The sequence below is a fragment of the Pseudomonas entomophila genome (assembly GCF_029478665.1).
Lineage (GTDB): Bacteria > Pseudomonadota > Gammaproteobacteria > Pseudomonadales > Pseudomonadaceae > Aquipseudomonas > Aquipseudomonas entomophila_F.
The window spans coordinates 1-24,946 of record NZ_JARPQB010000038.1 but is presented as its reverse complement, the minus strand read 5'-3'; the positions used below and the strand labels follow the sequence as shown (position 1 = coordinate 24,946).

Genomic DNA, 24,946 nt, shown 5'->3' with positions numbered 1-24,946 from the left:
GCCAGCAAGGCTGGCTCCTACAACGGTACCTGTAGGAGCCAGCCTTGCTGGCGAACAAATGGCACCGGTCGAACTCAGGAAAACTCGAACGGCGCCAGCTGGAAGCCCTGTTCATCCACCTGCAGTGCCCAACCGCGCCTGTCCCAGTCCCCCAGCACAATACGTCGCGCCGGTTGACCATCGATCACCAGCTTGTGGATCGCCGGGCGGTGGGTATGGCCGTGCACTAAGGTGCGAACGCCGTGCGCCGCCATCACCTTCGGTACTTCGTCCGGGGTGACATCGACGATTTCGGTGTTCTTCATGCGGGTCTGCGACTTGCTCTCGCTGCGCAGCTTGCGTGCAAGCTTTTGCCGCGTGGCCAACGGCAGGTGCCGCAGGATCCACAGGCTCAACGGGTGGCGCAGGTAGCGGCGCAGCTTCATGTAGCCGACATCGCGGGTGCACAGCGTATCGCCATGCATCAGCAACACGGCTTCGCCGCCCAGTTCGATCACGCTCGGGTCGCCCAGCAACGTGCAACCAGCGGCCTGGCAGAACGCCTGGCCGATGAGAAAATCGCGGTTGCCGTGCATCAGGTAGATCGTCGTGCCGCTGTCGCTCAGCTGGCGCAAGGCCTGGCAGATCGACTGCTGGAAGGGCGTCATGGCATCGTCGCCGATCCAGGCCTCGAAAAAGTCGCCGAGGATGTACAGCGCCTTGGCGTGCCGCGCGCGACCGTCGAGCAGATCAAGAAACGCCCGGGTGATGTCCGGGCGTTCTTCTTGCAGGTGCAGATCGGAGATCAGCAGTATCACTCAATGATCTCGGCTTTCTCGATGATCACGTCGTCTTTCGGTACGTCCTGGTGGCCGGCCTTGGAGCCGGTGGACACGCCTTCGATGGCATCGACGACTTCACGGCCTTCGATCACTTCGCCGAATACCGCGTAGCCCCAGCCCTGCACGTTCTTGCCGCTGTGGTTGAGGAAGTCGTTGTTGCTGGCGTTGATGAAGAACTGCGCGGAGGCCGAGTGCGGTTCCATGGTGCGCGCCATGGCGATGGTGTACTTGGCGTTCTTCAGGCCGTTGTCGGCCTCGTTCTGGATGCTGGCGCGGGTCTTCTTCTGGGTCATGCCAGGCTCGAAACCGCCGCCCTGGATCATGAAGCCCTTGATCACGCGGTGGAAGACGGTGCCGTCGTAGTGGCCTTCCTTGACGTACTGGACGAAGTTCTCGGTGGTCAGCGGGGCTTTTTCTGCGTCCAGTTGCAGGACGATGTCGCCGTGGTTGGTGCTCAGTTTGACTTTGGACATGCTTAAGTTCGCTCTCAAGGCATCGGGAATAGGGTGCGCCAGGTTGTGCCGGTTACCGAGCACAAGGCGCGCGGTCGCCATTTTTGCACGGATCGCGATAATTCGCGCCAGTTTGTCGGTGCCTGGCTGTCGGCAGCTTGACTGCTTCGGCTATGATAGGCCCTTTGATTCAATCGGCCTACCCGGGCCGGCTACCTGTATTCAAGGACACTATGAGCAAGCCCACTGCCGACAACGCGCCCAACGCCGCCGCAAAAGGCGCCCCCGCCGTCCCTGCGAACTTCCTGCGGCCGATCGTCCAGGCCGACCTGGACGCGGGCAAGCACAGCAGCATCGTCACCCGTTTCCCGCCGGAACCGAACGGTTACCTGCACATCGGCCACGCCAAGTCGATTTGCGTGAACTTCGGCCTGGCCCAGGAATTCGGCGGCGTCTGCCACCTGCGTTTCGACGACACCAACCCGGCCAAGGAAGACCAGGAGTACATCGACTCCATCCAGCGTGACGTCAAGTGGCTGGGCTTCGAGTGGGCAGGCCCGGTACGTTATGCCTCGGACTACTTCGACCAGCTGCACGACTGGGCCGTGGACCTGATCAAGTCGGGCAATGCCTATGTCTGCGACCTCAGCCCCGAGCAGGCCAAGGAATACCGTGGCAGCCTGACCGAGGCCGGCAAGAACAGCCCGTTCCGCGAGCGCAGCGTCGAAGACAACCTCGACCTGTTCGCCCGCATGAAGGCCGGCGAGTTCAAGGACGGCGAGCGCGTGCTGCGTGCCAAGATCGACATGGCCTCGCCGAACATGAACCTGCGCGACCCGATCCTGTACCGTATCCGCCACGCCCACCACCACCAGACCGGTGACAAGTGGTGCATCTACCCGAACTACGACTTCACCCATGGTCAGTCGGACGCCATCGAAGGCATCACCCACTCGATCTGCACCCTGGAGTTCGAAAGCCACCGCCCGCTGTACGACTGGTTCCTCGACAAGCTGCCGGTGCCGGCGCACCCGCGCCAGTACGAGTTCAGCCGCCTGAACCTGAACTACACCATCACCAGCAAGCGCAAGCTCAAGCAACTGGTGGACGAGGGCCACGTCGAAGCCTGGGACGACCCGCGCATGTCGACGCTGTCGGGCTACCGCCGCCGTGGCTACACGCCGGCCTCGATCCGCAATTTCTGCGAAATGATCGGCACCAACCGATCCGACGGCGTGGTCGACATGGCGATGCTCGAGTTCAGCATCCGCGACGACCTGGACCGCACCGCGCCACGCGCCATGTGCGTGCTGCGCCCGCTGAAAGTGGTCATCACCAACTATCCGCAAGGCCAGGTCGAGCAGCTCGAACTGCCGCGCCACCCGAAGGAAGACATGGGCGTGCGCGTGCTGCCGTTCGCCCGCGAGCTGTACATTGATCGCGACGACTTCATGGAAGAGCCGCCCAAGGGCTACAAGCGCCTGGAGCCGGCCGGTGAAGTGCGCCTGCGCGGCAGCTACGTGATCCGCGCCGACGAGGCTATCAAGGACGCCGACGGCAACATCGTCGAGCTGCGCTGCTCGTACGATCCGGACACCCTCGGCAAGAACCCCGAAGGCCGTAAAGTGAAGGGCGTGATCCACTGGGTGCCGGCCGAAGACAGCGTCGAGTGCGAAGTGCGCCTGTACGACCGCCTGTTCCGCTCCGCCAACCCGGAGAAGACCGAAGAGGGCGGCAGCTTCCTCGACAACATCAACCCCGAGTCGCTGCAGGTGCTCAGCGGTTGCCGCGCCGAGCCATCGCTGGCCCAGGCCCAGCCGGAAGACCGCTTCCAGTTCGAGCGCGAGGGCTACTTCTGCGCCGACCTGAAGGACAGCCAGCCGGGCCGCCCGGTGTTCAACCGCACTGTCACCCTGCGTGACTCCTGGGGCAGCTGAGGAACCGCCGTGCTTACCATCTACAACACGCTGAGCAAGACGAAGGAAGCCTTCAAGCCGCTCGATGGCAACAACGTGCGCATGTATGTGTGCGGCATGACGGTGTACGACTACTGCCACCTGGGCCACGGCCGCAGCATGGTGGCGTTCGACCTGATCACCCGCTGGTTGCGCAAGAGCGGCTATGCGCTCACTTATGTGCGCAACATCACCGACATCGACGACAAGATCATCAACCGGGCCAACGAGAACGGCGAGTCGTTCGACGCGCTGACCGCCCGCATGATCGACGCGATGCACGAGGACGAGCGGCGCCTGAACATCCTCAAGCCTGACCTGGAACCCCGTGCCACCGACCATATCCCCGGCATGCACGCGATGATCCAGACCCTGATCGACAAGGGCTATGCCTACGCGCCAGGCAACGGCGACGTGTACTACCGGGTTGGCAAGTTCGTCGGCTACGGCAAGCTGTCGCGCAAGAAGATCGAAGACCTGCGTATCGGCGCGCGGATCGAGGTGGGCGAGTCGAAACAGGACCCGTTGGACTTCGTGCTGTGGAAGGGCGCCAAGCCGGGCGAGCCGTTCTGGGATTCGCCGTGGGGCCCGGGCCGTCCGGGCTGGCACATCGAGTGCTCGGTCATGTCCACCTGCTGCCTGGGCGAGAGCTTCGACATCCACGGTGGCGGCAGCGACCTGGAGTTCCCGCACCACGAGAACGAGATCGCCCAGAGCGAGGCGGCCACCGGCAAGCAGTACGCCAACGCCTGGATGCACTGCGGCATGATCCGTATCAATGGCGAGAAGATGTCCAAGTCGTTGAACAACTTCTTCACCATCCGCGACGTGCTCGACAAGTACCACCCGGAGGTGGTGCGCTATCTGCTGGTGGCCAGCCACTACCGCAGCGCGATCAACTACTCCGAAGACAGCCTGCGTGATTCGAAGGGGGCGCTGGAGCGCTTCTACCACGCACTGCGTGGTTTGCCCCGGGTTGCCGCGAAGGGTGGCGAGGCGTTCGTCGAGCGCTTCACCGTGGCGATGAACGACGACTTCGGCACACCGGAAGCCTGCGCCGTGCTGTTCGACCTGGTGCGCGAGATCAACCGCCTGCGCGAAAGCGATCTTGAGGCCGCTGCCGGCCTGGCGGGTCGCCTGCGTGAGCTGGGTGATGTGCTGGGTGTGCTGCAACTGGATGCCGACGACTTCCTGCGCGCCGGTGCCGAAGGCAAGGTCGATGCCGCTGAAGTGGAGGCTTTGATCCAGGCGCGCCTGCAAGCGCGTGCCGACAAGAACTGGGCTGAGTCCGACCGTATCCGCGACCAGATCACCGCCATGGGTGTGGTGCTGGAAGACGGCAAGGGCGGCACCACCTGGCGTCTGGCTGACTGAACAGCGCAATTGGGGCTGCCTTGCAGCCCGTTCGCCGGCAAGGCCGGCTCCTACAATCCCCCTGTAGGAGCCGGCCTTGCCGGCGAATGGGCCGCAACGCGGCCCCAATGATTACTTGGCCAGGCCCGCCAACGGGCAATGCAGCACCAGCTTCGCCCCTCCCAGTTCACTGGCCCCCACCTCCAGCCCAAAGCCATGCAGGTCGACGATCGCCGCGACGATCGACAAGCCCAGCCCGAAGCCTGGGTGGCGATGGCCTTCATCACTGCGATAGAAACGCTTCAGCACCGCCTCACGCTCCTCCGCCGGGATCCCTGGCCCACTGTCTTCGACGGCGATATGCACGCCATCGTCGTCCTGCATCGCCTCGATCCACACCTGCCCACCCTCCGGGGTGAACTTGATCGCATTGCCCACCAGGTTGGCCAGCGCCTCGAACAGTAATTCGCGGTCGCCATGCAACGCAGGCAATTGCCCGGGCTGTGCCAGGCGCAGGCGGATGCCGCCATCCTCGGCCAGTGGCAGATAGAAATCATGCAGCTCTACCAGCAACGCATGGGGGTCAAGCTGCACGAAACCGGCACGTCGCTGGCGATCTTCCAGTTCACTGATGCGCAGCAGGCCGCGGAAGCGCGCCATCAGGGTATCGGTCTCGCCAATTGCCTGGTCCAGTGCCTCGCCCTGCGCCGAATCGATGCCGTTCTGCTGGCGAATGCGATAGAGCTGGGCACGCAGCCGGGTCAATGGCGTGCGCAGGTCGTGAGCGATGTTGTCGCACACGCCCTTGACCTCGTGCATCAGCCTTTCGATGCGATCGAGCATGGCGTTGACGATGGCGGCGAGCATGTCCAGCTCATCACGCCTGGCTGACAGCGGCAGGCGGTGGGTGAGGTCGCCGGCGACGATCAGCTCGGCTTGGGCCTGGATGGCGCGGATGCGCTTGAGTGGTCGGCGACGCAACAAGTACCAGCCGGCGAAACCGGGGATCAAGGTCAGCGAGATACCCCAGAGCAGTGCGTGGAGGATGATCCGGGTGACCACGAACAGCGAGCCGTTGTCCCGCACCAGCACCAGCCAGCGGCCGTCCTGGACCTTGATCGCCACCGCGTCGCAGCTGTCTGGCGGCAGGCGCGGGTCGTCCGCGTCCAGGCAACGCTTGAGTTCGTGGATCTTGCCATCCAGGCCCAGGTCCGAGGGAATGGCGCGGATGCGCCCGCCAATCGGGTTGAGCTGCGGGTCGAACAGGCCGTAGGCGTCGAAGCTGCGCTCTTCGAAGGCCTGGCTGGCGATCAGGGCGTCGTCCAGCTGCTTGCCGCTCATGTGGGCGAACAGGTGCTGGCGTTGCAGCATGGAGTGGCGGGTGAGCTTGTTCAGGTAGCTGGACACCTCGAAGTACAGCACCCCCATGAGGATGCTGCTCCAGGCCACGAAGAGGAAACTGTACAGCGCCAGCAGGCGGCTGGTGGAGGAGCTCCAGCCCTTAGACGGGTTCGGCAATAGCATAGCCGGAGCCCCGCACGGTACGGATCAGGGGAGTCTGGCCGGGCGAGTCGATCTTCTTGCGCAGGCGCCCGATGTGCACGTCGATCAGGTTGGTGCCGGGGTCGAAGTGATAACCCCAGACCTCTTCGAAGATCATCATCCTGGTGATCACCTGGCCGGAATGGCGCATCAGGTATTCCAGCAGCTTGTATTCGGTGGGCAGCAGGTTCAGTGACTGCTCGCCGCGGCGCGCCTCGTGGCTGATCAGGTCCAGCTCCAGGTCGGCGACCTGCAGGCGGGTCTGGGTCATGGGCGTGCTGTTGCGGCGCAGCAACACCTCGACCCTTGCGGCCATCTCATCCGAAGCGAATGGTTTGGTCAGGTAGTCGTCGCCACCGGCACGCAGGCCACGCACGCGCTCGTCGACATCGGAGAGGGCGCTGATCATCAGGATCGGGGTGGCGATCTTCAGGCTGCGCAGGGTGGTGACGATGGTCAGGCCATCGACCTCGGGCAGCATGCGGTCCACGGTGATCAGGTCATAGCCACCGGCGATGGCCTTGGACAGGCCTTCGCGACCATTGTCGGCCCAGTCGACCTCCAGGCCGTGGCTGGTGAGTTCGGCGACGATTTCCTGGCCGGTGACGGCGTCGTCTTCGATGGTCAGTACGCGTGGCATGCTGGTTCCTGGGCGGCGAATGGAGGCTTGATTGTGCCAAAGAATAGACAAACGGCGATTTAAGAAAAATTCATCTGCGTCAAAGGAACCCGCATCGGTAGGTGGTTTCCCCTGTAGGAGCCAGCCTTGCTGGCGAACAGCGTTTCGCCGTACCCGTAACGAAAACGGGGCATGCCATCGCTGGCATGCCCCGTTTTCACAGCAGGCGAACGCCTCAGGCGACCTTGACGATCCAGCCTGCCGGCGCTTCGACATCACCGCTCTGGATGCCGGTCAGCTCGTTGTAGAGCTTTTGCGTGACCGGGCCGACTTCGGTTTCGCTGTGGAACACGTGCAGCTTGCCGTTGTACTGGATACCGCCGATCGGGGTGATCACGGCAGCTGTGCCGCAAGCGCCGGCTTCAACGAAACGGTCAAGCTTGTCGATTTCCACATCGCCCTCGATGACCTTCAGGCCCAGGCGCGATTCGGCCAGTTCCATCAGCGACAGGCGGGTGATGCCCGGCAGTACCGAGATCGATTTCGGCGTGACGAACTCGTTGTTGGCGGTGATGCCGAAGAAGTTGGCCGAGCCGACCTCCTCGATTTTCCTGTGGGTCAGCGGGTCGAGGTAGATGCAGTCGGCAAAGCCGGCTTTCTTGGCTTCGTAACCGGGTTGCAGGCTGGCTGCGTAGTTGCCGCCGACTTTCGCTGCGCCGGTGCCTTGCGGGGCCGCGCGGTCGTAGTCGGAGATCAGGAATTTGTGCGGGGTCATGCCGCCCTTGAAGTACGAGCCGACCGGGATGGCGAAGACCGAGAAGATGAACTCGGGGGCGGTGCGCACGCCAATGTTGTCACCGGTGCCGATCACGAAGGGGCGCAGGTACAGCGCGCCTTTGCCGTGCGGCGGGACGAACTTCTCGTTGGCTTTGACCACCTGTTTGCAGGCTTCGATGAATTGCTCGGTCGGTACGCGTGGCATCAGCAGGCGGTCACAGCTGCGCTGCATGCGCGCGGCGTTCTGGTCCGGGCGGAACAGGTTGATCGAGCCGTCCTTGCAACGGTAGGCCTTCAGGCCTTCGAAGCATTGCTGGCCATAGTGCAGGGCGGTGGAGCCTTCACTGATGTGCAGCACGTTGTCGTCGGTCAGGGTGCCCTTGTCCCACTCGCCGTTACGCCATACGGACAGGTAACGTTTGTCGGTCTTGATGTAGTCGAAACCCAGCTTGTCCCAGTTAATGCTTTCGTTACTCATGACACCCTCATAGCTCTACGCCCGAACACGGCGGGCTGCTTTTATATGCGCACCCCGCCACCTTAATACATCCGGCGCGGATCGGGAACTGTGGGCGATCACACAAAACCTTGTGGGGCAGGGGCCTCTGTAGGAGCGGCTTTAGCCGCGATGCAGGCGACGCGGTGCCTGGTACCCGCTTTGCGGGTGATCGCGGCTAAAGCCGCTCCTACAGGTAAATGGGCGCGGTACTCAACGCAAGCGCCGGTTCCAGTCACCGCCATGATCCCGCCAGCAGGCCTCCTCGCTGTCAAAGCGCACATGCCAGGCGACATGGTCCAGCAGGATGCCGGCATCAGCGAGCGCCTGGGCTGTCAACGCGAGCATCCGCGCCTTGTCCTCGCCCGCCAGCGCCCTGGCCTTGTCGGTGTCGTCGGTGAACACCCAGGTGATGCGCAGGCTGGCGGGGAAATCGTCGAGATCGACCTGGTGCGTGAGCCAGGCGAAGCCGACGATCTCGGCCTGGGCCGTTGCGCAGGCCTCGGTCAGGCAGGCGACCATTTCTCGCTCCAGGCGCGCCAGTACCCGTTTTTCGCCGGCCATCAGGCGTCGTCGCCAATCTGCTGGCAGAAGCGCAAGCGGTTGCCGAATGGGTCGACGATCTGCATCTCCAGGCCCCAGTCGACCGTTTCGGCCTGGGGGCGCGCGTAGCCGTACTGCTTGCCCAGCAGTTCGCGCTCCAGGGCCTTGAGGTCTTCTACCCGGGCAAACACCGCCGAACCCGGCGTGGCGTCACCGTGATGCTCGGACAGATGCAGGATCAGGCCGTCGCGATGGACTTGCATGTACAGCGGCAAGTCCGGGGCGAAGCGGTGTTCCCAGTCGAGCTGGAACCCCAGAAAGTCGAGGTAGAACTCCCTGGCCTTGTCGATCGAAAAGATGCGCAGGATCGGGATGGCGGGGGCGAATGTCATGGGGCGCGTCCTTGTCTCGAAAAAGGGGGAGCGCCACTTTAGCGCACCTGCGCACGCGGGAAGGCACGCCAATCGCGCGTCAATGTGCCGGCCGCCCTGGCCCAAGGCCAGACGGCATGACCGATGGTCCGGAAGTTTCATCTTCGTTCACCTGCGGACTTGGCCCGCTACCTGCTATATCCAGCCTGCGAATATTGATCGAGTGGTCAGCCTGGCGCGCCTGCAAGCGCCCAGCGCACGGCCCTCCGGACGGCCGCAAGGCCACGGATTCCAGGGGTTCCAGGATGTCGTTGGCGCAGCAGATCGAACCACCGCAGGCAGACCCGGGCTGGAGCGCCCACCTGCAGTTGCGCTTCATCCAGCGCGATGGCGTGACCCGCCTTGGTGCGCGGCGCCATGTCGGACCACTTTTGGTGCAGCGCCCGTTCCACCCGGAAGGCGCCCCTTGCCATGTCTATGTGCTTCATCCGCCGGGGGGCATTGTCGCCGGTGATCGCCTGGAGCTGGATGTCCACCTCGAAACCGGCAGCCACGCACTGCTGACCATGCCCGGCGCCAGCAAGTTCTACCGCAGCATCGGCCCGACCGCGCGCCTGGCCCAACGCTTTCACCTCGCCGCTGGCAGCACCCTGGAGTGGCTGCCCCAGGACAGCATTTTCTTCAATGGCGCCCGAGCCAGCCTCGACAGCCGCTTCCGCCTTGAACCCGGTGCCCGCTTGCTGGCCTGGGAAACCTTGTGCCTGGGCCGGCCAGTGATGGGCGAGCGCTTCGCCCAGGGCACCCTCGACAGCCGCCTGTGCATCGAACTGGCGGGTGATCCCGGCTTGCATGAGCGTCTGCGCATCGAAGGCGGTCACCTGGATAAAGTGGCTGGCCACCCGCTGATCGCGACGTTCTGCGCAACGCCGGCCGACCAGGCTGTGCTGGAGCAGGTCCGCCAACAGCTCGAGGCGCTCGACACCCCGGCTGGCGCGACCTTGCTCGGCCCACTGCTGGTGATCCGCCTGCTCGACCACGACAACCAACACTTGCAACACAACCTGCAGCGCCTCTGGCACCTGCTGCGCCCGGCCGTGCTCGGCCTGGCGCCGTGCCCGCCGCGCATCTGGGCCACTTGAGAGAGCCGCCATGGAGCTGACCCCGAGAGAGAAAGACAAACTGCTGCTGTTCACCGCCGCACTGCTGGCCGAACGGCGCCTGGCCCGTGGCCTGCGGCTGAACTACCCGGAAGCGGTGGCACTGATCAGCGCCGCGGTGCTGGAGGGCGCCCGTGACGGCCGCAGCGTTGCCGAGCTGATGAGCCTCGGGCGCGAGGTGCTGGTGCGCGAGCAGGTCATGGACGGTGTGCCGGAAATGCTCCATGACGTCCAGGTCGAGGCGACCTTCCCCGACGGCACCAAGCTGGTGACCGTGCATGACCCCATTGTCTGAGGAGCCCCGCATGATTCCCGGAGAGGTCCAGGTCGCCGCAGGCGATATCGAACTCAATGTCGGCCGAGAAACGCTCAGCGTCAGTGTCGCCAACCACGGCGACCGCCCTGTGCAAGTCGGTTCGCACTACCACTTTTTCGAGGTCAACGACGCCCTGGTGTTCGAACGCGCGCCGACCCGTGGCTATCGCCTGGACATCCCGGCCGGCACCGCGGTGCGCTTCGAGCCGGGCCAGGCGCGGACCGTGCAACTGGTGGCCTACGCCGGCAAGCGTGAGGTGTACGGCTTCCAGGGCAAGGTGATGGGCGCGCTGGAGGGCAGGGCATGAGCCGCATTTCCCGGCAGGCCTACGCCGACATGTTCGGCCCCACCGTCGGTGACCGCGTGCGCCTGGCAGACACCGCGCTATGGGTGGAGGTGGAGAAGGACTTCACGGTCTATGGCGAGGAGGTCAAGTTCGGCGGCGGCAAGGTGATCCGCGACGGCATGGGGCAGGGTCAGATGCTGGCAGCCGAGGCCATGGACCTGGTGCTGACCAATGCCCTGATCATCGACCACTGGGGCATCGTCAAGGCCGACATCGGCGTCAAGCACGGGCGTATCGCCGCCATCGGCAAGGCTGGCAACCCTGACGTGCAACCCGGCGTCAGCGTTCCGGTCGGGCCGGGCACCGAGGTGATTGCCGCCGAAGGCAAGATCGTCACCGCCGGCGGCATCGACTCGCACATCCACTTCATCTGCCCGCAGCAGGTGGAAGAGGCGCTGACCAGCGGCGTCACCACCTTCATCGGCGGTGGCACGGGGCCGGCCACCGGCACCAACGCCACTACCTGTACCCCCGGCCCCTGGTACCTGGCGCGCATGCTCCAGGCCGCCGACAGCCTGCCGATCAACATCGGCCTGCTGGGCAAGGGCAATGCCTCGCGCCCCGAAGCCTTGTGCGAGCAGATCGCCGCGGGTGCCGTGGGCCTGAAACTGCACGAGGACTGGGGCTCGACGCCCGCGGCCATCGACTGCTGCCTGGGCGTGGCCGAAGAGATGGATATCCAGGTGGCGATCCACACCGACACCCTCAACGAGTCGGGCTGTATCGAGGATACCCTGGCCGCCATCGGCGACCGCACCATCCACACCTTCCACACCGAAGGCGCGGGCGGTGGCCACGCCCCGGACATCATCCGCGCGGCCGGCCAGGCCAACGTGCTGCCGTCCTCCACCAACCCGACCCTGCCGTACACGGTCAACACCGTCGACGAGCATCTGGACATGCTCATGGTCTGCCATCACCTGGACCCGAGCATCGCCGAGGACGTGGCCTTCGCCGAATCACGCATCCGCCGCGAAACCATCGCCGCCGAGGACATCCTCCACGACATGGGCGCGTTCGCCATGACCTCGTCCGACTCCCAGGCCATGGGCCGGGTCGGTGAGGTGGTGCTGCGCACCTGGCAGGTCGCTCACCAGATGAAGCTGCGCCGCGGGCCGTTGGCGCCGGACAGCGGCTACAGCGACAACTTCCGGGTCAAGCGCTACATCGCCAAGTACACGATCAACCCGGCGCTGACCCACGGCATTGCCCACGAAGTGGGCTCGGTGGAAGTGGGCAAGCTCGCCGACCTGGTGCTTTGGGCTCCGGCGTTCTTCGCGGTCAAGCCGGCGCTGGTGCTCAAGGGCGGGATGATCGCCTGCGCGCCCATGGGCGATATCAACGGCTCGATCCCGACGCCGCAACCGGTGCACTACCGGCCGATGTTCGGCGCCCTTGGCGCGGCCCGGCATGCCACGCGGATGACCTTCCTGCCCCAGGCGGCCATGGACCGTGGCCTGGCCGAGGAACTGAAGCTGCGCAGCCTGATCGGCGTGGCCCACGGCTGCCGGCGGGTGCGCAAGGCCGACATGCTCCACAACACCTTGCAGCCGCTGATCGAAGTCGATGCGCAAACCTACCAGGTGCGTGCCGATGGTGAGCTGCTGGTCTGCGAACCGGCCCGCGAACTGCCCCTGGCCCAGCGCTATTTCCTGTTCTGAAGGAGCGAACATGATCGTACTCACCCGACGGGTCCCTGAAGCCGCACTGGTCACCGGCACCCTCACGCTCGATGTCGACAGCCGCATCAAGAGCCGGCTGCGGGTCAAGCTGGACGATGGCCGCGAGGCAGGGTTGATGCTCGAGCGTGGACACCTGTTGCGCGGTGGCGAGCTGCTCGCCGACGCGGATGGCCGCCAGGTGGTCCGCGTGCTGGCGGCGCCCGAGGCGGTGTCGACGGTACGTTGCGCCGATCCGCACCTGCTGGCCCGCGCCGCCTACCACCTGGGCAACCGCCATGTGCCGCTGCAGATCGAGCCCAACCTGTTGCGTTACCAGCATGACCATGTGCTCGACGACATGCTGCGTGGCCTGGGCCTGGAGGTGGTCGAAGAACGGGCACCGTTCGAGCCCGAGGCCGGCGCCTACCAGAGCGCGCCCCATGGTCATTCCCACGGCCACGATCATCCCTTCGTGCGCCTGCCCGCCCATTCCTGACCTCACCCTGGAGCCAACAATGAAAAAGATTTTCGCCCTGGTATTGCTGATGGTGGCCTTGCCGGCCTTCGCCCACCCTGGTCACGACGCCAACCCGTTGCAGGATGGCCTGCTGCATCCGCTGACCGGCCTCGATCACTTGCTGATGCTGATCGGCACGGGTGTGCTCGCGGCCTTGACCCGGCGCACCCTCATGCTGCCGCTGGCCACTCTGGTGGCCATGTTCGGTGGCGCGGTGTGCGGCCACCTGTTCGGCAATGTGCTGGGCATGGAGCAGATGATCGTCGCCTCGCTGCTGGTGGCCGCCGCCGCCATGCTGCTGCCGAGCCGTCAGCTGCTGCTGTCGCTGATCATGCCGGTATTTGCCCTGTTCCATGGCTGGGCCCACGGCGTCGAGGCCACGCCCAGCGCGTTCTGGCTGTTCAGCGCCGGTTTCGTCACGGTCAGTGGCCTGCTGCTGGTGGTCGGTTTCGCCGTGGGCTGCCTGTTGCGTCGCCATGCCCGTCTGCAGAAAGCCTTCGGTGGCGGCCTGCTGGCCGGTGCCGCGCTGGTGCTGGCTGGCTGATGAACACTGACCTGGCGCTGCTGCGCTTGCTGCAGCTGGCCAGCCCTGGCCTGCCGGTGGGCGGCTTTACCTACTCGCAAGGCTTGGAATGGGCCGTCGAAGCCGGCTGGGTGAAGTCTGTCGCAGACTTCGCCGCCTGGCAGCGCGAGCAACTGCACGACACCCTCGGTTGCCTCGACTGGCCGGTGCTGGCACGCCTGTACGGTGCCTGCCTTGGCGATGATGCCGAGGCGTTTGCCCACTGGAGCCGATTTCTGCTGGCCAACCGTGAGACGGCTGAACTACGCCTCGAAGAAACCCAGCGTGGCAGCGCCCTGGCGCGGCTGCTCGACGGCTGGCAGCGGGGGCAGGACTCGGCGTGGCGCCCCAGTCTCGAACTCAGCCAGCTCGGCGGCATGGCCTGGCTTGGCGCGCACTGGTCGATCCCGTTGCGCCAACTCGCCCTGGGCCATGGCTTTGCCTGGCTGGAAGGGGCGGTGATGGCCGGGGTCAAACTGGTGCCTTTCGGCCAGCAAGCGGCTCAGACACTGCTGCGTGACCTGGGCGAGGAGTTGCCTGGCGTACTTGACCACGCCCTGGCGCTCGACGACGACCAGCTTGGTGGCAGCTTGCCCTTGCTGGCTATCGCATCGTCATGCCACGAAACCCAATACACCCGTTTGTTCCGTTCCTGAGGACTGCCACGATGCAAAATTACCAGCAACCCCTGCGTGTCGGCGTCGGTGGCCCGGTCGGGTCCGGCAAGACCGCGCTGCTCGAAGCCCTGTGCAAGGCCATGCGCGATCATTATCAGATCGCCGTGGTGACCAACGACATCTACACCAAGGAAGACCAGCGCATTCTCACCGAAGCTGGCGCACTTGAGCCCGAGCGGATTGTCGGCGTCGAGACGGGTGGCTGCCCGCACACCGCGATTCGCGAGGATGCCTCGATGAACCTCGCCGCTGTCGAGGCGCTGGCACGCAAGTTCGGCAACCTCGAAGTGATCTTCGTCGAGAGTGGCGGCGACAACCTCAGTGCGACGTTCAGCCCCGAGCTGGCCGACCTGACCATCTATGTGATCGATGTCGCCGAAGGCGAGAAGATCCCGCGCAAGGGGGGGCCTGGTATCACCAAGTCAGACTTCCTGGTGATCAACAAGACCGACCTGGCGCCGTATGTCGGCGCCTCATTGGAGGTGATGGAGCGCGATACCCGGCGCATGCGCCCTGAGCGGCCGTGGACGTTCAGCAACCTGAAGCGGGGCGACGGCTTGCAGGCGGTGATCGATTTCATCGTCGTGCGAGGCATGCTCGGCGAAAGACGTGGCGGGGGCGAGGACGTGCCATCCGGCGATCGAAGGGGCTAAGCGCCTGCGCAACGGGTGGCTGATGAGGTCTCCTACGCGGTTGCTTGCCTCTGTGCTCAATCAATAGGTGGCGCAGGCGTCTACTGTTTTATCGCGCTGAACGCGCACTGGCGCCCTTCATGTACAGCACTTGGCGGTGGAGCCCTCATTCAAGGAGAGAAATATGAAAAGGATCGTATCGATTGCGCTATGGGCCACTGCAAGCCTGGCCCAGCTGACCTATGGCAACCCATGCATGCATTCAACTGACACCGTGATGGCTGGCGCATCACCGTGCATTTGGGGCGATACCATGACGACCGCTGGCAATCGGCCCGTCGGCTATATTGGCGATATTGCCCCCATCGGATGTGCTGAGGGCACGTTTCTCACTGCGGTCGGGCACTGCCAGCCAAGCTTTGAATTCGACTGACCGAGTCCGCGTCTAACGACCTTCATACACCTGCGTCTGCGAATACCGTTCCCAGGCGTTGGTGTATTCGTGTTCCTGCCGCTCCCCCCCCACATCCCCGCAGCCAATCGGTATCAGCACCTGACCAGGCAACACACGCCAGTGTTTGAAAATGGGCAGTATCGTGCTTCCGGGTTCCGTACCAACTCTGTCTGAGCGCCCCATGTAGGTTAATTACGGCGTGAGTTGATTGGCGGGGATCTTGCCTGCGAAGCTGAGATAAGTTTTCGGGGTATTCCTGAGGCTTTAGCTAACGCTTGTGCCGGGTGCATTGCGTAAAGTTTGTCGGGCCGGTGGCAGGGGTGAGTAGGATTACTTGCCTGCCGCAGTTAAATCCCGAAATTTTACCCAGGTAAAATGTATGAAAAAGTTCGCATTGATCGCTCTCATCGCAAGCGCAGGCATGATTCAGGTTGCCCATGCCGCTTATGGCTGGTCGACTGTTCTGTCGATCTCTTGCCCAGAGGGCACTTATCTGACGCCGGTCGGACATTGCCAGCCTGAATGGGAGTTCGACTGATCACCCTCAGGTCCAGCCGACCTTGTAGACCACCGTCAGTGGGGCCCCACTGACGGTGGTCTTTGCATTCAGGCCACTGAAAATATCCTCAACGCCCAGCTAAATCCTTGGCTGCGCCACCCCCGCACCTCACCGACGACGAGGTAAGCTGACAGGAAAATTCCCCCGCGCGTCGGCAGTGGCGCCAGAGAGGTACCCCGTGGCTTCCTACACCTTGCGTCAACTGAAGTACTTCGTCACCACGGTGGAGGCCGGCAGTGTCGCCGAGGCGTCGCGCCAGCTCTATATCGCCCAGCCTTCGATCTCCACGGCGATCAAGAGCCTGGAAGAGAGCTTCGGTGTCCAGCTGTTCATTCGCCATCACGCCCAGGGCGTGTCGCTGACCCCTGGCGGCAAGCGCTTCTACGCCAAGGCCAAGTCGCTGCTGCAGATGGCCCGTGAGTTTGAACAGAACGCCCTGGCCGATAACGACACCGTGGCCGGCCAGATCGACATCGGCTGCTTCGAGACCGTCGCGCCGCTGTACCTGCCCAGACTGATTGCCGGCTTTCGCCAGCGCTACCCAGGCGTGGACATTCGCCTGCGCGACGGCGAGCAACAGGAGCTGATCCAGGGCTTGACCGCCGGTACCTTCGATTTGGCCTTCCTCTACGACCACGACCTGGACGGCACGATCGAGACCGAGCCGTTGATGGCGGCGCAGAAGCCATATGTGCTGCTGCCGGAGAAGCACCGTTTTGCCGGGCAGGCCCAGGTGTCGCTGCGTGATCTGTGCCCGGAGCCGATGATCCTGCTCGACGTGGCACCCAGCCGCACCTACTTCGTCAGCCTGTTCAACGAGCTGGGGCTGACGCCCAACATCGTCTTCAGCTCGCCCTCCATCGAGATGGTGCGAGGCATGGTGGGGCAGGGCTTCGGCTATTCGCTACTGGTCACCCGGCCTCACTCGGAATTCACCTACGACGGGCAGCGCTTGGTGATGTTGGATATTGCCGAACCTGTGGCCTTGTCGGGATTGGCGGCAGCACACCTCAAACGTGTGCAGTTGACCAAGCCGGCACAACTGTTCGTGGAGTTCTGCCGGGAAGAATTGGCACGGTTATAGACGCGCAGCGGCCGGCGCAATATCTACGACCACCCGTCGCCCCGTTGATGCAAATGATCGAACGAACGCTGCCGGGCGGGATTCTTCCACTAAGGTGCTAGAGGATCTTGCATGCCTGCATTAGGCGCGACGCATGGAGCGCCGCTTGGGCATGGGCAATATCAATTGGCGCCCGGCCACGCGAAAGCGTACTCACATGACAGGCCATCCAGCACAGAGAGGGTCGTACCATGTCGTTGATAGGAGTTTCAATGCTTGAGATGCGGCAGATGATCGAGCAGGCCTGCCTGCCGGACCGCTGCGAGGTAAGCTGCCCGGACGGCGAAAACCTCACCATCCGCCTGGGCCAGGGGCAGAACCTGGACGACTGCCTGACCCTGACCGGCGTGCCGGTCGCCAGCCTCAACAGTTGCCGCGACCTGGTAGGTCTGGTGACGCAGTTGAAGGAGCAGCGTCACGCCCATCCATCCGCACTCAAGGCCATCGCCTGAGCATCAGGTCAACCCGGCCGACCCAGGTTGGCCGGGTGCACACAGGGTCGCCTCATTGCAGTTCGAGCAGAAGGTTCAGCCCGCCATCCCCACATTTGACGTGGTCGCGAACGACGCCCCGATAGCTTCGCCCCTCCCAGGTGAACGACACACTGTGCGCACGGTCTACCTTGCCAGGCAGCGGCGGCTCGATATGCAGGCGCAGGGCTGGGCGGCCCTGGAGGCTGAGGGCGGCGATCTGGACCTGGCATTCGGCGTGTTGCGCCACCGGGCCGAACAGGGTGTCGCGTACGTAGTCCAGTTCCAGGCAGGCGCAGGGGGCACGGCAGGACATGCGCATGGCGGAGCTCCAGATGAACGAGGGCAGTCATCATTCATTTGAAGCCTTCAGCACGTACTCGTTCAAATTATTTCAGCTGCGCAGAGGCATCGGGCACGACGCGTACCCTGTAGGAGCGGGTTTACCCGCGAATACGTCGGCGGGTTCAATAATGCATTCGCGGGTAAACCCGCTCCTACAGGACATGCGCGGCACTTTTTCTCAGGGCCGCTGCGGCACCGCCGAGCTGCCAAAGGCATTGCCCATCCGCGTCGAAGTCGCCGCCGGCGTGGCCAACCCCATCTGGTTCGGCGCCTGACGTTGCAATTGCTGCACCGGATCAAGCCGTTCCCGCAGCCCTTTGGCCGCCCGCGGATCGCTGCCTTGCAACTGCTGGCTCAGGCAGTCATAGGCCAATGCCCGTGACTGGCCGACCCGCACGTCGATACAGCCTTGGCCGGCCTTGGGCGCCTCGGCGAGCGCCGGCAGCGCACAGGCCAGCAGCGCGAAGGTAGCCAACGACATTTTGCCCATGGGCACACTCCTTGAACCATTCCTGGCCGAAGTCTAGTCCGTGCCAGGTCGAACCCGGGTGAAGCTTTGGTTGCGGCACGCTGTCACCACAGCGTCATGCACAAGCCCCAGGATGACGTTTCCCCGGCAGCGGCGGCCAGCAAGGAGGCCCGTTCATCCATGCGTGCATTGCGTGTGGCCGGCCTGGTGGCCCTGGCCTGGCTGCTGGTTTCGCTGCCTGCGCGCAGCCAGGTGTTGTTGGCCCTGGATATTCCGGCACAGCCATTGAACCTGGCCCTGGACAGTTTTGCCAGGCAGAGCGGCCTGGCGGTGCTGGTCGACCAGGCGTTGCTGGCCGGGCAACGCTCAAGCCCGGTACAGGGGCGTTACACCGCGCGGGAAGGCCTGCAGCGTCTGCTGCAGGGTACCGGCTTGCAAGCCCGCTACGGCGGGGCGGGCGGTTTCACCCTGCAACCCGTACGCCGGGAAAAAGTGCTGGGCGGGGGACGCGGCAACACGACAACAACGCTGGGCAACAGTTATGCCCTGGCATTGCAACAAGCGGTGGAGCAGGCCTTGTGCAGTTCCACGCTGACCCGCCCCGGCAGCTACCGGGCGGCCGTGCAGGTGTGGGTCGACGCAGGTGGCCAGCTGGTGCAGAGCCGGCTGCTGGCCTCGACCGGCGATTTCCTGCGCGATGCCGAACTGGTCGAACGTTTGCGCGCGGTGCGCCTGCAACGCGCACCGCCGACATCCCTGGCGCAGCCGGTCACCCTGCTGTTGCGCCCGGTACCTATGGATTGCCCTTTATCGCAAGGAGCTGCGGCGGCATGAACACACCTCGGGACAGTGCGTTGCTCAAGCTGTTTCTGAATTCCTACGATGCCCTCAGGCTGCGTCTGAAGCGTCGGTTCGGTTGCGATGATCTGGCCCACGATGTGCTTCAGGAAACCTACCTGCGGGTCGACCGCATGGAGGCGGTGCACAACCTGCAGAAGCCGGACGCCTATCTGTACCGCATGGCCCTGAATGTCGCCGCTGACCGCCGCGAGGCCGACGCACGGCTGCTGACCGGCGCCGAGATCGAAGTCCTGCTGCAGGTGGCCGAGGACCAGGACCCGGCGCGCATCGTCGGTGGCCAGCGCGAAATTCAGAACCTGTTGGGGGCGCTCTACGAGCTGCCGGCCAGGCGCCGCAGAATCTTCATCGCCGCGCGTCTGGAGGAGGCTTCGCACCTGGAGATTTCACAACGTTTCGGCATATCCACGCGCACCGTGGAAAAAGAGCTCAAGGCCGCCCTGGGGCATTGCGCGATGCGTCTGGACCGAAAAGCGTTTCAGCGGTTCGGTCCGGGGGCGGGAAAACCGTCTTGATCAATAGTCGACTCTTTCATGTGAGCACCATGGCCCAGATTTCGCCCGATCCCGACTTGCAGCGCCAGGCCCAGGACTGGCTCGTGCGGCTGACCTCCGGCCAGGCCACCGAGGCCGATGCCCAGGCCCTGCGGCAGTGGTGCGCGCGCAGCCCGGCGCATGCCGAAGCCTTCACCCAGGCACGTCGATTGTGGCGGCTGCTGAAACCTGCCGCACACCAGGCCAACCAAGTGATGCCGATCCTGGGTCGCCGTGCCTTGCTCGGGGGCGCGGTGGCGGCCACGGCGGCGTTCGTTGCCTGGAACACCGGCCTGTTGGGCAGCGTTGATGCCCAACAGGTGGCTTTCGAGACGGCGTTGGGGGAACAGCGTCGTGTCGAGCTGGCACCGGGCATCGACCTGGAAATGAATGTACGCACTCGTGTAAGCCGGCAGGCTCACGGTATCGCGCTGCTGGGGGGCGAGATCGAGGTGCTTGCCCGTCATGCCGTGCAGGTGAGCGCGGGCGAGGGGGTGATCAGTGCCGAGCAGGCGCGGTTCAACGTGCGTGAGGACGACGACGGCGTCTGCGTCACCTGCCTGAACGGTGAGCTGCGCATCACCGCGCTGGGACATGTCGAGGTGTTGCCGGCTGGGCGCCAGCTGCGTTTTGGCGCCCGCCATGTCGGCGAGCCCCAGGCCTTCGACAGCAGCCAGGTGATGGCCTGGCGCGAGCGCATGCTGGTGTTCAACGACGCACCATTGGCCCAGGTGATCGACGAGATCAATCGCTACCGCCCCGGGCGCCTGCTGTTGCTCAATCCGTCCCTGGGGCGTCGCCGGGTGCAGGCACGCTTGAGCTTCGAGCAGTTGCCCCAGGCCGCCGAGTTGATTCGCGCCGCCTACGGTGCCCGCTGCCTGGAGTTGCCGGGTGGCGTGGTGCTGGTCAGTTGAAGGGGCCCAGCACCTGGCGGTAATGTTCCTCGCCCTGGGGGCCGCGCCAGGCCAGGCGCACTTCGAGGCCGGCAGGGTTGTCCTGGGGCTGGTTTTCCGGTGACTGCCAACCGCCCTTGGCCTGCCAGCCGCGCAGGCTGAAAACCGTCACGTTGGCCAGTACCGCCGTCGCCGCCTTTGGCGCCGGCAGCGGGTAACGGTCACTGGCTGGCGCCGCGGCGCGATACAGAGTGCCGCCGCGTACATACCAGCGCACACGTTGCAGACCGCTGCCCGGCACGGCGCCGTTGCGGATCAGCTCGAGGCGGTCGGGGCGGGCGCGCAAGGCAGGCAGCAGCGGTTTGTCGGGCGGCTCGCGCCCCGGCAGGGGCGGTTCGGCCAGTTCCAGGGTCGCGCGCAGCGCCAGGTCGCGCTCCAGTTGCTGGAACACCCGCAGCACCGCCTGGCTGTCCTCGCTGGCCTGGCGCACATGGCGGTCGGCGCGGCTGACGCTGTCCAGCCCGCGCCAGGCGATCAGGCTGACCACCGCCATCAGCAGGATGGCGATCATCACTTCGATCAGGGTGAAGCCTTGGGCGCGGCGCTTCATGGCTGGCTCACCCGGACCTGCCCGGCGCCCGTTCGCGTCAACTGCACCGTGGCCTGGCCGCTGCGCAGCCGCAGGCTCAGGGGTGCCGTGACCCATTCGCCCTCCAGCCACAGTGGGCCGCGCGGTTCGACCTGTACCTTGACCGCCTCGGCCTGCCAGCGCCGAGGCTGCAACGGGCCCTCTGCGAGTACCTGCCCGTCGGGCCTGACGAAGCGATAGCCACCCGGCTCGTGTTGCCAGCGCAGGGGCTGGCCGTCAGCCTGGGCCTCGCTTTGCGCCAGTTCCAGCAGGTGCGCCAGGCGTTCGCCGTCGGCGCGCAGGCGCTTGCCGGGGTCAGGGCGGATGTTCAGGCTGATGGCGGCGCTGGCGATCCCGACGATCACCAGCACCACCATCAGCTCGATCAGGGTGAAACCGCGTTGTCCATTCACGGGGTGGCTCCTTGTCCTGCAAGGCAGCATGCCCGACGAAGATGATCGCGATGTGAAACAAAACCGTGAGAATTGGCCGCTATGCTCGGGCGCAGGTGCACAAGGAGCCCGTGACCATGCAGATACCCCGTATCACCGTTTCCTCCAACCTGCTGCTGCAAGGGTTGGGTGCACTGGCCGCGGTCGCCGGCGTGCTCGCCTGGGCCTGGGTATTGGTGCCGTCGGCTCCGTCGGCCGGCCCGGCCGAACCCGCTTCCGCGCAGGCCATGGGCGAGGTGCCCGCTGCCCGTTGGTTCGCCGATATCCCCGTTCAGGTGGACATCAAGGTCAGTGGGGTGATGGCGGGTAGCCGGGGGGCCGTGGCCATCGTCAGCCTGGACGGCGGCCCGGCCCGTGCAATGCGCAGTGGCGAGGAGCTGGCCCGCGGCGTGCGCCTGGTCGCCATCGAAGCCGACGGGCTGTTGATCGAACGCGCAGGGCAGCGCAGCCGCGTCGAGGTACCCGTCCTGGCACGCACATCGTCCTGGAGCAATGACAATCTGAACGCGAAAAGCGAACTATAGTTGTGACGCCCTGTGTAACCCCACTTGTTTTGTCGATTGGCACTCACCTGTCGCAGGCCAAGCATGGAACCATGACCTGCCAGGTTCGCGCGGTGAGTCACGGGGCATGTTTGCGCCATCTCGTTTACTGGGAGTGGCATGGATTGAACAGCAAGAGGGATAAGGATGTTCGCCTCAGTCGTTCGTACCCGCTCAAGCCTGCGCTTCGACGGCCCGCTGGGCCATGAGGTGCTGGCATGACCGAAGCCGCCAGGAAGCGCGAGCCCCAGGTCGCCGTCGCCCCGCTCAACACCATTGATCTCAAGGACGTCGGCCGTGGCGCCGCCGCCTTCGATGCCTGGCTGCAGTCGGTCAGCGGCGGCTACGTCACCCTCGAACGAGTCAAGACAGTGGCCGGCGCGCTGCCGGTGGTGGGCAACATCATGGCCTTGGTCGACGCCCTGGGCGACGTGGTGACCCTGGTCAAGAGCAAGAACCGCCAGCTGCTCGACTGGGTCAGCCTGGGCATCAACCTGATCGGCGTGCTGCCGGCGCCACCGACCATGGCCGCGGCGCGCATGAGCCTGCGCCCGACCCTGTCCCTGGTACGCCAGGAGCTGCGCAACAGCGCCAAGATGCTGCTGGGTGATTCGCTGATCCAGGTGCTGATCGGCCACCTCAACGCCACTATCGCCGGGACCATCGACGATTTCGTGGCCAAGGCCCAGCCAAAGATCGCCGGAATTCTGGCCGATGCCGGTGCGCTGGGCACCAAGATGACCAACGAGATCGCCACGGGCCTCGAAAAAGTGGTCAAGGGCCAGCTGGATGCCAAAGGCGACCGCGCCAAGGCGGGCAAGCAGATGTCGGCCGCCGCTGACAAGTTGCTCAACGACCCCAAGGCGGCGTTCAGTAACTTTTTTGGTGCCGTGCACAGCGCTTACAAGGCTGCCGGCAAGGGGTTGGCCAACAGCGCCACCAGTAAGCTGTTGCCGGACCAGATCAAAGCCAAGGTATTGGCCAACACCAGCCAGCTGCGCGCCCTGGGGCCGGAGATGGCCCGGCAGTTCGTCAAGCTGGCCGACCCGGCAGCGCAAATGAGCATCGGCTGGATGCTGACGGTGCTTGGCGGGGCTGTGAAGGGGTTCCGCAAACGCAACAGGAACGGGCAGCCGGGGGTGAGCAAGCCGGGGGCCGTGACGCAGGTGGCGCGGGAGAAGGGCAAGGGTGAGTTGGCTGCCACCAGTGCCCAGGCCAAGGCGACCCAGACGCCTTGTCTCTGCGATAAAAGAAAGCGGCCGGCGCTACCCTCGACGCCCAAGTCGACTACAGGGCGCAGTATCAGCTTTGCCCTGGGGTCGGAGTTCATCATCCACGCCGATTTCAGCCTGTCCGGCGCATTCCCCATCGAGTGGCAGCGGATCTACCACTCGCGGCAGGCGAAGTACGACCTGGGCAGCCTTGGCGCCCGGTGGGTCAACGAGTTCACCACGCGTTTCGATCTGCTTGGCAAAGGCTTGCTGTTCCATGACTACGATGGCCGTAGCCATGATTTCGAGCTGCCCAAGGTGGGCCATTCGTTGTTCAACGCCATCGAGGACCTGTTGCTGGTGCGCAGCAGCGACGACGAGCTGGTGATCTGTCGAGGCTTCGTGCGCAAGGAGTACTACCTGCGCGTGGGTGATCGCTATTACCTGCGCAAGATCCTGCTGCAGAACGACGCGGGCTGCATGTTGCACTACGAACATCGCCACGAGGGGCGTCCGGTGCTGTCGGACATCATCACCTTCCAGGGCGATGTAAAAGACGTGCTCCGCCACTTAGGCACTTTGATTGATGACCACGGCCATATCACCGGGCTGTGGGAAATGCAGGACGGTCAGCCGCTGCGCCAGCTGTGCGCCTACCACTACGATGATCAGGGCGACTTGCTCGCTGCCCAGGATGAACACGGCGCGGCCTGGCACTACCAGTACCAGAATCACCTGGTGACCCGTTACACCGACCGCACCGGTCGTGGCATGAACCTGCAGTGGGACGGCAGCGCTTTCGACGCCAAGGCCATTCGCGAATGGGCCGATGACGGCAGTTATGACACCCGTCTGGAATGGGACGAGAACATTCGCCTGACCTACGTCACCGACGCCCATGGCCAGGAAACCTGGTACTACTACGACATCCTTGGCCACCTGTACCGCGTGCGTTATCCGGATGAAAGCTCGGAGTGGATTTTCAGGGATGAGCGCAAGAACGTGGTACGCCACGTTCATACCGATGGCACTGAAGACCGCTACGACTATGACGAACAAGGCAGTGTCATTCGCCATATCCGCGCCGATCACAGCCAGGTCCATATCGCCTATGACGACCGTCGCCATCCGATCAAGATCCGCGATGCCGAAGCTGGCCTGTGGCTGCGGGACTATGACCAGAAGGGCAACCTGATCGAGACCACCGACCCATTGGGCAACAAGACTGAGTTCGCGTACACGCCCTCCGGTCTGGTCAAGGCGATCAAGGACGCCAACGGCAACGAGAAGAAACTGGCGTACAACGCGGCGGATCAACTGGTCGCGTACACCGACTGCTCGGGCAAGACCAGTCAATGGGCATACGACGCCTTCGGTCAGTTGGTGCTGTTCACCGATGCGGCGGGTAATAAGACGGCTTACGAATACAAAGCCGGCCAACTGGCAAAAGTCATCCACCCGGACGCCACCGAAGAGCGTTTCGAGCGCGATGCCGAAGGTCGGCTACTGGCTCACGTTGATGCACTGGACCGTTGCACCACCTGGACCTACAACGCTGTGGGCCTGCTCGCCGAGCGGGTGGATGCCAACGAGCACACCCTGCGTTATCGCT

General features: G+C 64.5%; 30 protein-coding genes. 19 read left to right on the top strand and 11 right to left on the bottom strand.

Translation table 11 applies throughout. The annotated features are described in order from the left end of the window. Positions 1-74: 74 nt before the first annotated feature. Positions 75-797, bottom strand: coding sequence for a UDP-2,3-diacylglucosamine diphosphatase (lpxH, locus tag P5705_RS18640; protein ID WP_277462401.1), 723 nt, complete (start codon positions 795-797; stop codon positions 75-77). Continuing rightward, entirely contained in the window at positions 794-1,294 is a 501-nt protein-coding gene (locus P5705_RS18635; RefSeq protein ID WP_277462400.1) for a peptidylprolyl isomerase, read from the bottom strand. Before P5705_RS18635 ends, lpxH begins: the two co-directional genes overlap by 4 nt. Positions 1,295-1,506: 212 nt before the next feature. Between P5705_RS18635 and P5705_RS18630 the strand changes: the two genes are divergently transcribed. Together P5705_RS18630 and cysS are read left to right on the top strand one after the other, a co-directional pair. Next, positions 1,507-3,210 carry a glutamine--tRNA ligase/YqeY domain fusion protein gene (locus P5705_RS18630; protein ID WP_277462399.1) on the top strand — a complete coding sequence of 568 codons (1,704 nt, stop codon included), beginning with the start codon at positions 1,507-1,509 and terminating at the stop codon, positions 3,208-3,210. 9 nt (positions 3,211-3,219) lie between these two features. Further along, complete coding sequence (gene cysS / locus P5705_RS18625) at positions 3,220-4,602, top strand: cysteine--tRNA ligase (protein ID WP_277462398.1); 1,383 nt, start codon at positions 3,220-3,222, stop codon at positions 4,600-4,602. 111 nt (positions 4,603-4,713) lie between these two features. Here cysS and P5705_RS18620 read toward each other — a convergent pair whose 3' ends face one another. From P5705_RS18620 to P5705_RS18600, 5 genes are all read right to left on the bottom strand, one after another. Continuing rightward, positions 4,714-6,105 carry a sensor histidine kinase gene (locus tag P5705_RS18620; RefSeq protein ID WP_277462397.1) on the bottom strand — a complete coding sequence of 464 codons (1,392 nt, stop codon included), beginning with the start codon at positions 6,103-6,105 and terminating at the stop codon, positions 4,714-4,716. Further along, a complete protein-coding gene (locus P5705_RS18615; protein WP_011533321.1) occupies positions 6,083-6,763 on the bottom strand; it encodes a response regulator transcription factor in 681 nt (226 codons plus the stop codon). The genes P5705_RS18620 and P5705_RS18615 overlap by 23 nt, the downstream gene beginning before the upstream one ends. Before the next feature lie 214 nt (positions 6,764-6,977). Continuing rightward, a complete protein-coding gene (locus P5705_RS18610) occupies positions 6,978-7,997 on the bottom strand; it encodes a branched-chain amino acid aminotransferase (protein WP_277462395.1) in 1,020 nt (339 codons plus the stop codon). Between the two features lie 231 nt (positions 7,998-8,228). Next, positions 8,229-8,582: a hypothetical protein gene (locus P5705_RS18605; RefSeq protein WP_277462438.1), complete on the bottom strand. Its 354-nt coding sequence runs from the start codon at positions 8,580-8,582 to the stop codon at positions 8,229-8,231. Beyond that, positions 8,579-8,950, bottom strand: a complete 372-nt coding sequence (locus tag P5705_RS18600; protein ID WP_277462394.1) for a glyoxalase superfamily protein — start codon at positions 8,948-8,950, stop codon at positions 8,579-8,581. Before P5705_RS18600 ends, P5705_RS18605 begins: the two co-directional genes overlap by 4 nt. A gap of 284 nt (positions 8,951-9,234) precedes the next feature. Between P5705_RS18600 and P5705_RS18595 the strand changes: the two genes are divergently transcribed. From P5705_RS18595 to P5705_RS18540, 12 genes are all read left to right on the top strand, one after another. After that, on the top strand, positions 9,235-10,068 hold the full coding sequence (locus P5705_RS18595) for an urease accessory protein UreD (protein WP_277462393.1): 834 nt from the start codon (positions 9,235-9,237) through the stop codon (positions 10,066-10,068). Between the two features lie 10 nt (positions 10,069-10,078). Next, on the top strand, positions 10,079-10,381 hold the full coding sequence (locus P5705_RS18590) for an urease subunit gamma (protein ID WP_248919619.1): 303 nt from the start codon (positions 10,079-10,081) through the stop codon (positions 10,379-10,381). Positions 10,382-10,391: 10 nt separating this feature from the next. Continuing rightward, complete coding sequence (locus P5705_RS18585; RefSeq protein ID WP_248919620.1) at positions 10,392-10,709, top strand: urease subunit beta; 318 nt, start codon at positions 10,392-10,394, stop codon at positions 10,707-10,709. Continuing rightward, positions 10,706-12,409, top strand: coding sequence for an urease subunit alpha (gene ureC / locus P5705_RS18580; RefSeq protein WP_277462391.1), 1,704 nt, complete (start codon positions 10,706-10,708; stop codon positions 12,407-12,409). The genes P5705_RS18585 and ureC overlap by 4 nt, the downstream gene beginning before the upstream one ends. A gap of 10 nt (positions 12,410-12,419) precedes the next feature. Continuing rightward, the gene (gene ureE, locus P5705_RS18575; protein WP_277462390.1) at positions 12,420-12,905 is read left to right on the top strand and encodes an urease accessory protein UreE; all 486 of its coding nucleotides are present in this window, start codon (positions 12,420-12,422) and stop codon (positions 12,903-12,905) included. A gap of 19 nt (positions 12,906-12,924) precedes the next feature. Next, a complete protein-coding gene (locus P5705_RS18570) occupies positions 12,925-13,470 on the top strand; it encodes a HupE/UreJ family protein (protein WP_277462389.1) in 546 nt (181 codons plus the stop codon). Next, on the top strand, positions 13,470-14,144 hold the full coding sequence (locus P5705_RS18565; RefSeq protein WP_277462388.1) for an urease accessory protein UreF: 675 nt from the start codon (positions 13,470-13,472) through the stop codon (positions 14,142-14,144). Before P5705_RS18570 ends, P5705_RS18565 begins: the two co-directional genes overlap by 1 nt. An 11-nt stretch (positions 14,145-14,155) precedes the next feature. After that, a complete protein-coding gene (gene ureG, locus P5705_RS18560; protein ID WP_277462386.1) occupies positions 14,156-14,818 on the top strand; it encodes an urease accessory protein UreG in 663 nt (220 codons plus the stop codon). A 163-nt stretch (positions 14,819-14,981) separates the two neighbouring features. Beyond that, the gene (locus tag P5705_RS18555; protein WP_277462385.1) at positions 14,982-15,230 is read left to right on the top strand and encodes a hypothetical protein; all 249 of its coding nucleotides are present in this window, start codon (positions 14,982-14,984) and stop codon (positions 15,228-15,230) included. A 400-nt stretch (positions 15,231-15,630) separates the two neighbouring features. Then, positions 15,631-15,789 (top strand): hypothetical protein, encoded by a 159-nt coding sequence (locus tag P5705_RS18550; RefSeq protein ID WP_277462384.1) that lies wholly within the window; start codon positions 15,631-15,633, stop codon positions 15,787-15,789. Between the two features lie 199 nt (positions 15,790-15,988). Beyond that, the gene (locus P5705_RS18545) at positions 15,989-16,894 is read left to right on the top strand and encodes a LysR family transcriptional regulator (RefSeq protein WP_277462382.1); all 906 of its coding nucleotides are present in this window, start codon (positions 15,989-15,991) and stop codon (positions 16,892-16,894) included. A gap of 230 nt (positions 16,895-17,124) precedes the next feature. After that, positions 17,125-17,385 (top strand): DUF1652 domain-containing protein, encoded by a 261-nt coding sequence (locus tag P5705_RS18540; RefSeq protein WP_277462381.1) that lies wholly within the window; start codon positions 17,125-17,127, stop codon positions 17,383-17,385. Positions 17,386-17,437: 52 nt separating this feature from the next. On the opposite strand, the gene P5705_RS18535 is transcribed toward P5705_RS18540, so the two are convergent. Continuing rightward, complete coding sequence (locus P5705_RS18535) at positions 17,438-17,725, bottom strand: hypothetical protein (RefSeq protein ID WP_213660575.1); 288 nt, start codon at positions 17,723-17,725, stop codon at positions 17,438-17,440. A gap of 201 nt (positions 17,726-17,926) precedes the next feature. Further along, positions 17,927-18,238: a hypothetical protein gene (locus P5705_RS18530; protein WP_277462379.1), complete on the bottom strand. Its 312-nt coding sequence runs from the start codon at positions 18,236-18,238 to the stop codon at positions 17,927-17,929. A 159-nt stretch (positions 18,239-18,397) separates the two neighbouring features. Here P5705_RS18530 and P5705_RS18525 point away from each other — a divergent pair, with 159 nt between their 5' ends. Genes P5705_RS18525 through P5705_RS18515 form a run of 3 tightly spaced genes read left to right on the top strand, consistent with a single transcriptional unit; the run spans position 18,398 to position 20,522 of the window. Beyond that, complete coding sequence (locus tag P5705_RS18525; RefSeq protein WP_277462377.1) at positions 18,398-19,051, top strand: STN domain-containing protein; 654 nt, start codon at positions 18,398-18,400, stop codon at positions 19,049-19,051. Then, positions 19,048-19,590: an RNA polymerase sigma factor gene (locus tag P5705_RS18520; RefSeq protein WP_277462376.1), complete on the top strand. Its 543-nt coding sequence runs from the start codon at positions 19,048-19,050 to the stop codon at positions 19,588-19,590. The genes P5705_RS18525 and P5705_RS18520 overlap by 4 nt, the downstream gene beginning before the upstream one ends. Positions 19,591-19,619: 29 nt before the next feature. Further along, a complete protein-coding gene (locus P5705_RS18515; protein WP_277462374.1) occupies positions 19,620-20,522 on the top strand; it encodes a FecR family protein in 903 nt (300 codons plus the stop codon). Here the strand turns inward: P5705_RS18515 and P5705_RS18510 are convergent. Together P5705_RS18510 and P5705_RS18505 are read right to left on the bottom strand one after the other, a co-directional pair. Then, complete coding sequence (locus tag P5705_RS18510) at positions 20,515-21,111, bottom strand: type II secretion system protein GspJ (RefSeq protein ID WP_277462373.1); 597 nt, start codon at positions 21,109-21,111, stop codon at positions 20,515-20,517. The genes P5705_RS18515 and P5705_RS18510 overlap by 8 nt on opposite strands. Then, positions 21,108-21,542, bottom strand: coding sequence for a GspH/FimT family pseudopilin (locus P5705_RS18505; RefSeq protein ID WP_277462371.1), 435 nt, complete (start codon positions 21,540-21,542; stop codon positions 21,108-21,110). The genes P5705_RS18510 and P5705_RS18505 overlap by 4 nt, the downstream gene beginning before the upstream one ends. 116 nt (positions 21,543-21,658) lie before the next feature. On the opposite strand from P5705_RS18505, the gene P5705_RS18500 reads away from it, so the two are divergent. Continuing rightward, on the top strand, positions 21,659-22,105 hold the full coding sequence (locus P5705_RS18500; RefSeq protein ID WP_277462369.1) for a type II secretion system protein N: 447 nt from the start codon (positions 21,659-21,661) through the stop codon (positions 22,103-22,105). Positions 22,106-22,341: 236 nt separating this feature from the next. Continuing rightward, positions 22,342-24,946, top strand: a 2,605-nt coding sequence (locus P5705_RS18495) for a DUF6531 domain-containing protein (RefSeq protein ID WP_277462366.1), incomplete at its 3' end; no start/stop codon positions are given.